The organism is Sphingobacterium athyrii, from assembly GCF_003071065.1.
Classification (GTDB): domain Bacteria; phylum Bacteroidota; class Bacteroidia; order Sphingobacteriales; family Sphingobacteriaceae; genus Sphingobacterium; species Sphingobacterium athyrii.
Genome location: NZ_QCXX01000001.1, coordinates 1345349 through 1357872 on the forward strand (window position 1 = coordinate 1345349; position 12524 = coordinate 1357872).

At 42.7% G+C, this 12524-nt stretch carries 6 protein-coding genes; 3 read left to right on the forward strand and 3 right to left on the reverse strand.

Features of this window, described 5'->3' with window-relative positions; all coding sequences use genetic code 11:
* The 3 genes from DCO56_RS05765 to DCO56_RS05775 form a co-directional block, all read right to left on the reverse strand.
* Positions 1-3414: a SusC/RagA family TonB-linked outer membrane protein gene (locus DCO56_RS05765; RefSeq protein ID WP_108632741.1), complete on the reverse strand. Its 3414-nt coding sequence runs from the start codon at positions 3412-3414 to the stop codon at positions 1-3.
* 44 nt (positions 3415-3458) lie between these two features.
* Positions 3459-4604 carry a pectinesterase family protein gene (locus DCO56_RS05770; RefSeq protein WP_108632742.1) on the reverse strand — a complete coding sequence of 382 codons (1146 nt, stop codon included), beginning with the start codon at positions 4602-4604 and terminating at the stop codon, positions 3459-3461.
* Between the two features lie 182 nt (positions 4605-4786).
* Positions 4787-9118, reverse strand: a complete 4332-nt coding sequence (locus DCO56_RS05775) for a hybrid sensor histidine kinase/response regulator transcription factor (protein ID WP_108632743.1) — start codon at positions 9116-9118, stop codon at positions 4787-4789.
* Positions 9119-9526: 408 nt separating this feature from the next.
* Between DCO56_RS05775 and DCO56_RS05780 the strand changes: the two genes are divergently transcribed.
* The 3 genes from DCO56_RS05780 (at position 9527) to DCO56_RS05790 (ending at position 12355) form a co-directional block, all read left to right on the forward strand.
* Positions 9527-10819, forward strand: coding sequence for an epoxide hydrolase family protein (locus DCO56_RS05780; protein WP_108632744.1), 1293 nt, complete (start codon positions 9527-9529; stop codon positions 10817-10819).
* A gap of 258 nt (positions 10820-11077) precedes the next feature.
* Positions 11078-11536, forward strand: coding sequence for a protein-disulfide reductase DsbD N-terminal domain-containing protein (locus tag DCO56_RS05785; protein WP_108632745.1), 459 nt, complete (start codon positions 11078-11080; stop codon positions 11534-11536).
* A gap of 36 nt (positions 11537-11572) precedes the next feature.
* Complete coding sequence (locus tag DCO56_RS05790) at positions 11573-12355, forward strand: DUF1223 domain-containing protein (RefSeq protein WP_108632746.1); 783 nt, start codon at positions 11573-11575, stop codon at positions 12353-12355.
* The last annotated feature ends 169 nt before the right edge of the window (positions 12356-12524 follow it).

Sequence of the window (12524 nt, forward strand, 5' to 3'; positions counted from 1 at the left end):
TTAAAATGTAACATTTAATCCAAATAACACCTTTCGCGCTTTCGGATAGGCAGAATATCCTACTCCGGGCGTCAAGGGATTACGTTGGGTATCGACCTCGGGATCCTGTCCGCTATATTTTGTCCAGACATGCAGGTTATAGCCTGCGATATAAATACGTAAATTCTGCATCAACAAGCGTTTAGCGATATGGGTAGGTAATGTATAACCAAGTGTAAGATTACTCAGTCTAAGGAACGAACCGTCTTCGATAGCCCAGTCGGTCAGGATACGACCATTTGCCGCCATAGGGTTCCACATTGTCTTCCCTTCATTGAGTGACCGAAAGAGTTCGGGGTTAGCATCATTCCCAAACATGATATTCGCACCTGTCGCCGGGTCAATTGTCGTAAAACGCTGGGAAAGACGCATTTCGTCACTGATATTTTGATACCGCTTAGACCCTTCATAAGCCATAAAATCGATCTTATCCGCATTATATATATCATTGCCGTAAGACCAGTTAAACATCGCGGCCAGGTCAAAACTTTTGTATTGCATGTTCAGCATCAATCCGCCTGTATGCTTGGGCTGTGCATGCCCAATGACCATCCTGTCATCCTCCAAGGTGATCGTCTGACCTTCTCCATCCAACTTTTTAAGCTTGATATGGCCAGGTCCAAAATAATTACCGCTCCTTGACATCACCTTCGAAACATCCGCTACCCCTTTATTCAATAGCCATCTATTTTGCGTTTCGTCAAATGTAAAATCATTGAAGGAATAGAATCCGTCTTGTTTGAAACCATACATCAATCCCAGTGGTTGCCCAACAATAGCCCGGTAATCGTCGCGTCCAAAATCCAACCAGGCTGAGGCTGGCGTTGTCATTTCATTCAAACCATCGATCAGCTTACGAATCTTGTTACGGTTAAAGGCTATGTTAAAATCTGCTGTTAGGCGAAAATCTTTTTTTTCTATCAGTACTGCAGAGGCTGAAAATTCAATCCCACGGTTGGCTGTACTTCCCACGTTTTGATATTGATTGGCATAACCTGAGCTCGAAGGCAAGGGCACCTGCAGGATTAGATCATTTGTAATATTATTATAGGCATCGACAGTTAGATTCAATCGATTTTTAAACAAGGAAAGATCCAAACCTATATTACTGGACACCGTGCTTTCCCAAGTTAAATTTTCATTCTTCAATGTAGTCTTCGTCCGCAATGCACTCTGTGGAGTTTCCCCAATATAATACAATTGATTGGCGGCATTAATAAAATCATAATCCTGTCGCCAGTAAGACCCTACACGCGCATTACCGACAGAGCCATGGCTTACACGCAATTTTGCGTCAGCAAGCCATGCTTTGGTCCCTGCCATGAACGACTCATCCGAAAATCGCCATGCAAAAGCAGCACCCGGAAAAAATCCCCATCGGTTGCCCGGAGCAAATACATTTTTACCGTCCGCCCTACCTGTCAATGTCAGGATGTAACGGTCATTGAACGTATAGTTAATCCGTGAAAAGAAGGAGGTGGTCCGTGATGGTTCACGGATGGTCGTATAGGTGGGCGAAGGAGTGCCATAATTCCACATCGCAAGCACATCGTCTGCCGAAAAGTCCTTCGGATAAAACTTAGATTCCAGCAACATATCATTTTGTTCGTTGTTTGTCATCTCCTGTCCTCCGACGATCGTAAAACGATGCTTATTTTCCTGCAATTTGAAATCGTAAGTCAGCACATTTTGGAAAGACCACAATGCTCCTTTTTGATCTTCACGCCGTGCGACGGGCTGACCACCGTTGGCACTGGACTGTCCAGTGCCCTTTATCCAGATATTATCCGTAAAATTTTTATTGAAACCATAAGAACCTTTGGCGTTAAAGCTCAATCCTCTGGCAATCTTCCAGTTCAGCCCCGCGTTGAAGATTAAATTAAAGCGATGCTGATCTTTATACTCATTCACGACATTTACGACGGGGTCGTTGAGTGAGCTCAGCGCTTCAGCTGACGTGATGTCCTCTGCTCCACCAAGAGCACCTTCGGTCAGGGACGCCAGACTGCGAACAGGAGCATATTTAACAGCTTCCCGCAGTTTGCGTCCATCAGATATACTCGGGCCCGTGATCTTAGTATTGGACATCCGTGAGTTAAACTCAAATGAAAGCTTGGGACTGATTTTCTTATTGAGCTTCGCACTTACATAATCACGCTGATAGGCTGAGTTTAACATGATATAATCCTCGTCATCGCGTGTATAGTTCAGATTATAGGTCAGGCTTCCATCCTTATCACCGCCTGTCATCCCTAAGCTATAATTTTGCTGCAGCCCTGTATTTCCATATAATTTATCCTGCCAATTGAGACTAGCCTTGGATTTGTAAATATCCACATCCTCCCATAATCCGTACATCGAATTAAAACTGTTATTCGCTGCCATGGAAGGATCAAGCTCGCGCTGCCAGTATACATATTCATAGGGCGACAGTACCTCAGTGAGGTTGTACACTTTACTTGCGGCCAGATAAGAGTTGAACGTAATCTTTGGGCTCCCTCCTTTCCCAGACTTGGTCGTAATTAAGATTACTCCATTGGCTCCTTCCGAGCCATAGATCGCTGTAGAGGCGGCATCCTTAAGAACATCAATATTCTCAATGTCTGCCATCGGGATATCGTTGATATTTGCCACCCTAAACCCGTCAACGATATACAGGGGTGAATTATCCTGTGTAATGGAACTTCCCCCGCGCACACGTACTTTTATCTCAGCATCAGGTGAACCTTCTGTTATAGTGACGTTCACGCCGGGCAGACGACCGGATATAGCCTGAAGTACAGATACTGTAGGCAGGTCTTTCAATTGCTCCGCATTGATTGAAGCCACCGAGCCTGTCAGGTCTTTCCGTTTTGTAGTCCCGTATCCGATGGCGACGACTTCATCCATCATCAGTGTATTATCCACCAGAACGACATCTATTTTAGTTCGCCCACTTACCTGAATTTCCTGACTCTTTTTTCCAACATAAGCAAATACCAGAATAGCATTCTCGGGAATCTCTTTAATAGTATAGCTTCCAGATTGATCAGTGGACGTCACCTGACCACTAGATTTTAAACGTACAGTCACCCCTGTTATCGGTGCTCCTTGCTCGTCCAATACCTTACCTGTAACAGCGATAGACCGCTGAGCTATCCATTGCGTATGCCTATCCGGATTATCCTTTAGCACCATCGTCGCCGCATAAACGTCCTTGATCTGAATGGTAGTCGAGAGAAAGACCAGTAGGAAGCCAATATTCGCCCGGCTCGGCCTGTGGTAATAAGGCACATTCCTAATTCCATCAGAATGCAACAAATTTTTCCGCCGCTGCATTGCATGAAACAAAGGAAACTTCATTCCATCAAATGGCGTTAATTGATTATTTCTCATAAGATTTGATTTATAATTTCTTGGCTATTTTAACTTCTGCGATGTCACTTCCATATTTTAGCGTTAGAAGAGATAAATTTACGGGGGTCCCACCGGTCATTACCCATAATCACCTTCTCATATGTGTAGCTTGCGGCTTCCGAATCGGTCAATGCTGCTTTTGAGATTCCCGTCTCATTATTTCTGTTTGTAAAATGTGTCTTACGATTTTCGGGACCAATCGCCTTCCCTGTTGAATCTACACTCTTGTACTCAGCAAATATCTCAGGGATTCCGCCCATATCTGCCCAGCCTTCTGAGGACACTTGGATATTCATTCGGGTGTAAAGAAATACGGCCTTGGGCCGATCGTGCCATGGGCGACCCAACTTTAGTTTTCCATCTGCAGCCGCACTATTTCCGTCGATCGTACAATGCTTAAATACGTACCCCCATCTAGTTTCCTCCGTATGGCTTGGTGCTACAATGACCGATCCGCTACGTAGATTATACAATGTGCTTTGCTCAACATACGCATTTCCTCCCCCATAAAAATAATCCACAGCTCCTTCTACCCAACAATTGTACACATAGACCCGATCATTGGGCTTACGCGTGCTGGTCATCCAGGTATCTTGAAAAGAGCGGAAAATGCAATTATTAAATGCAGCTCTGTCAGCCTGGATACACAGTGCCAAGGCCTGTGGACCACTTCGCTGCTCGAAGCCCCAATCGTTTATAAAACTGATGTTTTCAGCATAAAAATCATCGCTGTTTACCAATACCACTGCTCCCGGAAAGCGATATACTGCTGCCTGTGGATTGTGGACAGAAAATCTCCACGCCGCGGTGTCCGTTTTATACGATTTCGAATCGAGTTTGGGAGCAGACTGTACGTTTAATTTAAAATGAATACGTGTTTTCTCCTTATCCTGTCCAATTAAATGGATAAAACTTTTTTCCCTTGGTATCAAGACGACTTCGTTGTAGTCGCCATTTTTCACAAGGACGCGATAAGGGGCACGGCAGTATTGAGGTGCATTGTCAATCGCCTCCTGGATGGACGTATAGTCGCCGGTCTGATCTGCAGCTACCACCGCATGATATAGGCTATCGGTTCTTTTCGCCTTAAATGTGTCTGCATAAGTTAAAAAAGGAGAGAAGAATTGCACATACGTCAATAAAATAGATACAAGAGTTTGTCTAATCATTTGAAGTCTATAATTGGTTCTAGTAACATTAATTGTCAGGCCTGTCGCCAGCAATATTCAAAGCTACCGGAGCATAACAAATTATAGGTTCAATAATTGATAAAAAAGGTCAGATTTTTATAAAGACCTCATTACAAACACATTTAAAGTAAAAAAACGCGATAAAACACACCTCAAATCAGTTATACTGTCTTATCTTTTTTTTGCATGGCATACTCTTTTGGAGAGATGCCAAACATTTCCTTGAAACTCGTGCTAAAATATTTGGGGTTATTAAATCCTACACGATAAGCTACATCGGATACATTTTCCATACCAGCATCAAAATATAGTTTTGCTTTTTGCAAACGTAGTTCACGTACGAATTCTACCGGAGCCATATTCGTCAGGCTCTTGAATTTTTTGTAAAAGGTATTTCGGGACAAATTCAACTGTTCGGCGATTAAATCAATATTAAAATCCGATTGATTCATATACCGTTCCACCACCTCAACAACTGTCTCCAGAAATTTTTTATCCTTATCATCAATCTGTACATCGGATGCTTGTACTACAGCTTTTTTTCGTCCGCTCATCTGTTCAAAATAGGTCCTTCTTTTCTGCAGTAAAGTGGCAATGGCTGTCAGTAAAAAAGCGGGATCGAAGGGCTTCGTAATATAATAATCGGCGCCATAACTCAATCCCTCTATTTGAGTCTCAACAGCATGTTTAGCACTCAGCAATACAAACGGGATATGGCAAATCCGCACATCTTGACGAACCTCTTTCAACAATCCAATGCCATCCATCTGTGGCATCATCAGATCACTTAATATAAAATCAGGTACCATGGAGCGAATCTGTTCCAGGGCTTCACTACCGTTTGTAGCTACTTCCACATGATAATAGGATGATAGCTGCTCCTTTAAAAACAGGCGCAGATCAGCATTGTCTTCAACTACCAACAATGTTTCCTTTCGTTCTGCCCTGCTCTCCTGTAAACCACTATCGGCATACCCACGGACTTCGAGTTTTACATCGCCAAAGGCAAAGCTTCCGGAATGGCTCCCCGGCAGGCCTGAGGCATTCGGAATGGGGATTTCGACAGTAACCTGAAGACCATGAGGCGGTCTGTTTACTGCATAGATATGCCCTTGGTGCAGCATAGTAAACTCCTTGGCCAGAGCAAGACCTATCCCGGTGCTTTTTCTTTTATAAGCTCCGTTGCTATTTTCGGTGTAAAATAAATCAAAAATATAAGGAAGTGTGCCGCTAGGCACCCCTGGCCCCTCATCAGCGATGTCGATGTACATTATTTGCTGCCTCAGGTTTAGCTGGATCTCAATTGTACTCCCTTCAGGGGCATATTTTAGCGCATTTGACAGCAAATTATACAGGATTATCTCCATTTTCTCCTGATCCAGGTGCACCCATAATTCTTTAAAAGCCATCTCAACTTTAAAATACACCTGTTTTGCCTCGGCCGATGCCATAAATGTGAGCAGCACATCCGAGAGCATTACGACCATGTCAAACTGCGTTTTCTGCAATTGATGCTTGCTTTCCTGTACTTTGCGTAAATCAAGCAACTGGTTGACGAAAAGCTCCATTCGAAGTGCATTTCGATGAATGATATCCATATACACCTGTTTTCTCCCTTCCGTTTCCTCACCCATCAATTTCTTGACGGGACTCAGGATGAGGGTCAACGGTGTGCGCAATTCATGCGAAATATTGGTAAAAAATTCCATCTTAAGCGCACTTAGATGTTGTTCAATCAGCACCTTCTGTCTTAACCGCAACAACTGTAATATAAGCCTAAAAGTTGCGTAAGAGATTACAAGGAGCAAGAATGCGTAGGCTAAATAAGCCCATCCCGTCTTCCACCAGGGCGAGTTGATCGTAAAATAGACCTTTCGATAAGGAACCCCATCGTAGAGATCATCTTCCCCTTTAATTTCCAGGGTATAATCGCCCGGATTAAGGTTGGTATAAGTAATACGTGCTATCTGATTGTTCAGGTGCCAAGTGGTGTCAACCTCCATGATGCGGTATTGAAAATTAGGGTGCATATGACGAGGATCCGAAACCGACACATCGAAAGAAAGATTATTTTGATTATGATCTAAAATAAGCCGATCGGTATATTGTATACCTTTCTCTTGTCCTTTCTTTTGAAGACTCGGTACAAATTCTTTGTTATTGATCAAAAGCCCCGTCATCAGAAGTTGTGGCCTACTACTTTTCTGCTGGAAATATTTGGTATCTACCCAGAGCATTCCCTTTGTTGTGCCCCAGACCATGCGTCCATCCTTCTGCTGCGCTACTGTCTTTTCAGAAAATCGCATATTACCAAAGCCATCACTTGCGTTGAAATTCACGAATTTCTTTTTTTGGAGATCAAACTTAGATAGCCCCCCTTCCGTTCCCAACCAAAGGTTATGGTCCGCATCTTCGATACAACTCAATACATAATCATTAAAAAGGCCATCCTTAACGGTATAATGTTCAAATTGAAGCCCTTTGAATGGGTCACCATAAGATTTTGACAACCCACCTCCTGAGGTGCAGATCCACATTGTTCCGTTATGGTCCTTGTACAGATACTGCACATCATTGTCAGCGACCTGATCACCACCGTAATGCACAAAATAAAAATGATCCTTCTTTCTGTTGGGATCCACCACAAGCACCCCATATGTAGTAGCGACCCATACCATCCCTTTTTCATCCAGAGACAACTGACGGATTCTGCTGAAGGCATCCTTCTGCAATCCTGCTTTGCGAATCGCTATTCGTTCGAAGACCAGCTTACCATTGACCTCCGTCGCCCGCAAAAGCCCCTGCCCATATGTCCCAATCCATATAGCTCCCTGTTTATCTTCCAACAAAGAGTACACCTGATTACTTCCCAGTTTTTTGTTTGTTGTACTGAACTGTTCCAGCTTATAAGAGGTTCGTTCCTTATTTTGGGGCACAGCCTTTAATAGGCCATGTTTCTTGGTGCCCATCCACATCGTTCCCTTACGGTCTTCCAACAAACAATAGACAGAAGACAGCGCTTCGGGATCAACACCGATAAAAGAAACCGGCAGCTGTTTCCCCCAATCATGTACTGATATACTTCCAAATTTTTTTCCTACCCATAGCCTTCCTTTCCGGTCAAACAACAGGCTACGAACCTCTGGATCAGCTATTTCGCTCTGTTCATTGGCGAAAGACTGAAAGGACATGCCATTATTTTGTAACACCACACTGCCCATCCCTTCACCTTCAACCGCAAACCATATTACACCAGCAGGATCATATACAATATCATGAACAAAGCGAGGAAATTCAATCCTCTTCCCATTGATCGACTTGAAAGAAAAATTGATGGCAGCCCGCTGTTCATCAAAGAAGCCAAATCCACCGCCACGCATATTGATCCAGACTCTATGTTCGGCATCTTCAAAACACTTAAAATTTGCCGTCGAACTTTTTTTGAAGAAAGGTGAGCTAAAATAGGTGCTATTTAGATGTTTTAAATCCAGCATGACAACACCATTTCTCTCAGATTCAAGCCACAAACGATGCTTACTATCCTCAAACATTCCGGCCAGACCAGTCCGAAAATGCAATATTGTCTGTAGTACCTGCTTTGCAACATCAAATGCAATGAGCTCACCCGCCGAAGTTGAAATAAAAAGCTTTTTTTTATCTCGTGACATCCGCATTTCATTGATGCGACCTTGAGTTAGCGTCAGTTGTTGCAAATCTTTTTTCTGTTTATTAAACACCAGCAACTTATTTCTCAAGGTAGAAAAATAAATAAAATCCGGAGCCTCGGCAATCTTAAAGATACCATCAGATTTTAAGTCAAATGATTGGACCACCCGGAATGAATATCGTTCTTTAGAGTCCATTTGAAGCATATGCAACCCTTCTTTCGTTCCTATCCATAGCTGCTTTTGGGCATCCTGATGGAAATAGGTTAACTTATTTGATGATAAATGATGGCTGGGCTTCTTATTCTCTGCGCTAAAAATGGAATAGTTATATGGTTTACCAAGAGCATTTATGCAAAACAAACCATTGTCTGTACTTCCTACCCATACCGACTGTGTGTCGATTGCTAAAATCTTATTGAACTGTACCGGTTTGTTTTGTGTTGACTCCACGACTTCCGATACAGAAAAAAAATCTTCTGAAGCCTTATCAAAATGATAAAGTTTCATGTCATAGGTTAAAAACCAGATGTCGTTGTTTATACCGTCAATCATTTGGATGATGCGACGGCTTGCTACTGCATGTCCTTTTTGCTCAGTAGAATTATATGTTTTGAAACGCTGCCCATCGTAGCGGTTGATGCCATTCCAGGTACTGATCCAAAGAAAACCATCCCTATCCTTCAGTAATCCTGTAAGATTACCATGAGACAGGCCTTTCTCCCCACCAAAATAATCCAATTTAAAATTTTCCTGCCCTTTCACTATCCCAGCATAAGCTAGTGCAAATACAAATAAAAACAGCCACGAACTACTAGATTTTGCCATAATTACAGATTAGGATCCCCATGCAGATCATAGGAATTTGGTTATAACACGAAGTTAGTTTATTATTTGTACCCTAGGTTGAAATTTCTACGCAATCGATCTCAATATACGTTTGTGCGCTATTGCTTCTTGGGCTATCCTTCCATTTTTTATAAAACACTAGATTTCAACCAAATAAACCTTATCTATATTTAAAATCCCGCTAGCTAAGAATGTCTCAAAAAGAGATAATCTCATCCTTCTTTTTATTCCATTTTTCTAAATGGAACCTTCGATTCGCACCTTATATTTTCCAACTCGACATCGAATATGTCCAATTGAACCAGTTTCCCATTTAATTCGTTCCGTACCCGCAATACATTTGCTGCAACAAAAAGAAAGATATTGTAAAATCTAAATCAAACAGCAATGAAAACAAAAATGACAACCATCCTTATGTTAGCAACGTTCGCACTAAGCATTCCGACAACTACGCATGCGCAGGATACAAAAACGAAATCCTCAAAATCTGATGCAGCCATCAGGCCTTTCAAGATCAATATTCCACAGTCTAAACTTGATGAACTCAAAAGACGTATCGCAGAAACCCGCTTCCCGGACAAAGAAACAGTTAACGACGAATCCCAGGGTATCCAGCTTGCACAGTTAAAAGGACTGATCGACTATTGGAGTAATGGCTATGACTGGCGCAAAGCGGAAAATAAGCTGAACGCCCTTCCGCAATTTGTCACCAAGATTGATGGACTTGATATCCAGTTTATCCATGTACGCTCAAAAGAAAAGAATGCCCTCCCTATTATCTTGACCCATGGCTGGCCCGGTTCACCATTGGAGTTCATTGATGCCATAGGTCCGTTGACCGATCCTGTTAAATATGGCGGAAAGGCAGAGGATACATTTGACGTCATCATACCTGCTATCCCGGGATATGGCTTTTCCGAGATTCCAAAAGAATTGGGCTGGAACCCTGAACGTGTTGCCAGAGCCTGGGATACGCTTGTTAAACGCCTTGGCTATACAAAATACGTTTCTCAGGGCGGTGACCATGGCTCCGTGATTTCCGATGCACTGGCAAGACAGGCTCCTTCAGGACTTTTGGGTATTCACATAAACATGCCCGCAACCATCCCGGCGGAACTCGTGAAACCGATCAATGCAGGTGATCCTGCACCGGCAGGCCTTTCGGAATCCGAAACCAAAGCTTATAATTCCATGAGTGCCTTCTTTGGCAGAAACGCCGCCTATGGAGGGATGATGGTAACGCGTCCACAAACCACCGGGTATCTGCTTTCCGATTCACCAACTGCATTGGCGGCATTCCTTTATGAAAAAATTGCGGAATGGTCTGAGAGTGACCTCACACCTGAAAAAGTAATCAGCCGCGATGCTATCCTTGATGACATCACACTGTACTGGCTCACCAATACAGGAGCTTCATCATCGCGTTTCTACTGGGAAAACAATAACAATAATTTCAGCTCGGAACATCAGAAAACCAAGGATATTAAAGTTCCGGTGGCCATATCAGTATTCCCGCATGAAATATACCAAGCCCCTGAAAGCTGGTCAAAAGCAGCATATCCTTCTTTATATTATTATCATAAAGCACCGAAAGGCGGTCACTTTGCAGCCTGGGAACAGCCGGAAATCTTTGTATCAGAGATGAGGAATGCTTTTAAAACCTTACGGAAAAATCTGTAAGATCCAATAAACACTAATTCAAAAATCAGAGAAAAATTTTATTGTACTCATTTGATTGCAAGGCTGTCCAACTAAGCGGGCAGCCTTTTCAGTTCGTGTTTTCCACCTCTTTTGAGCAGGCCATCTTTTTTTAAAAGGTACTCAGTCCATTTCATGCACTAAAATGTCTATTACAGCTATTTATAACTGGTTTTAAAATCATATTTCCTGTCTATTTGTATGACAAAACTTAAGGTTTAACAGTTAAAAAACAAGGAAATGAACAGATTAGCAATTTTAGTAATGACAGTCTTTATGATGTTTTGCGGACATGCTAAAGGACAGACTTCAACAGGTCAGATAACGTGGGAATGTACGCTTAAACGGAAATCTCCCGATGAAGGAGAAATTCTCATGAAAGCCAGGATAGCTCCGGGATGGCACATGTATGCGCTGGGCAACAGTCCCAACAGCCCCATTAAAACAAACTTTAAATTCAAACCCGACAGTTCATATCAGCTTTTGGGAACTGTTACTCAACCCACTCCGCTCAGCAAATTTGAAAAGCTACTTGGAATGCCGGTTACCTATTTTGAAAATGAGGTTGAATTCGGACAGCGGATCAAATTAAAAGGTAAAAACGGGACAATCAGAGGAACCATCCAATTCATGCAGTGCAGTGACCAGGTCTGCGTACCACCACAGGACTTTGGTTTCGCCCTAAAAATATTCAATTAATTATCTAACGTGAAATAAATATCAAAAATTCAGATCATGAAATCAATAAAAGAAATTCTATACTGTCTGAGCCTACCGCTCTCCATTTTGCTGATCATGGCCTTCAAAGGATTTGCAGATGACAAAAAACTGGTAAATATCAAAAGCCACAATGCGGACAAAAGTTTTGCCTTAGTCGAGCTCTTCACCTCGGAAGGATGCTGGAGCTGTCCTCCGGCAGATGAACTGATCGCAAAACTCGAAAAAAACAATCAGAACAAAAAACTTTTCATCATGGCTTTTCATGTCGATTATTGGGACCATCAAGGATGGAAGGACCGCTTCAGCCAGAGTAAATTTACCGAAAGACAAAAACAGTATGCGACATGGATGAACCTCAGTACATGCTATACTCCACAGATGGTCATCAACGGCAAGACAGAAATGGTAGGTTCAGAAACGGGCAAAGTACTCCAGGGTATCCAGTCCGCACTACTGGAAACACACCCCGAAAACCTGAGGTTAAAAGTGGAGCAGAAAGAAGGGAAAAATATACAGGTAAGCTATACATCAACTTCGAATGCAAAAAATACAGACATCCTTGTAGCACTGGTCCAAAAACACGCTTCTTCACAGGTATCAGCCGGAGAAAATGCAGGTAAATCCCTCTTGCATGTTCAGGTTGTACATGAACTGCAGAGCCACAGGATAAAAGCACAGGATAGTTTTTCTTTTAAGCTGCCCGACACGAAAAATCAATGGGAAATTATTGCATTCGAGCAGAACCAGAAGTCAGGGGAAATCATTGATGCCACAAGTATTAGTTTATCGCATCAATAGCTCTACTCGTACTTTTAAGAGGTCCGGATTCAACAGTTTCCAGTTGCCAGGCATATTTGCCGGCGCATGTTCAGGGCATGCTTGTAGATCTGCCATAGCACGACAAAGCGGCAATCTAACCTTTATTCCTCCAAAATATTTTGGGGGAATATTTATGCTATGTCAACGC

Coding starts and splice junctions, on each gene's coding strand:
- DCO56_RS05765 (WP_108632741.1), bottom strand. CDS start 3,414: ATGAGAAATAATCAATTAACGCCATTTGATGGAATGAAGTTTCCTTTG.
- DCO56_RS05770 (WP_108632742.1), bottom strand. CDS start 4,604: ATGATTAGACAAACTCTTGTATCTATTTTATTGACGTATGTGCAATTC.
- DCO56_RS05775 (WP_108632743.1), bottom strand. CDS start 9,118: ATGGCAAAATCTAGTAGTTCGTGGCTGTTTTTATTTGTATTTGCACTA.
- DCO56_RS05780 (WP_108632744.1), top strand. CDS start 9,527: ATGAAAACAAAAATGACAACCATCCTTATGTTAGCAACGTTCGCACTA.
- DCO56_RS05785 (WP_108632745.1), top strand. CDS start 11,078: ATGAACAGATTAGCAATTTTAGTAATGACAGTCTTTATGATGTTTTGC.
- DCO56_RS05790 (WP_108632746.1), top strand. CDS start 11,573: ATGAAATCAATAAAAGAAATTCTATACTGTCTGAGCCTACCGCTCTCC.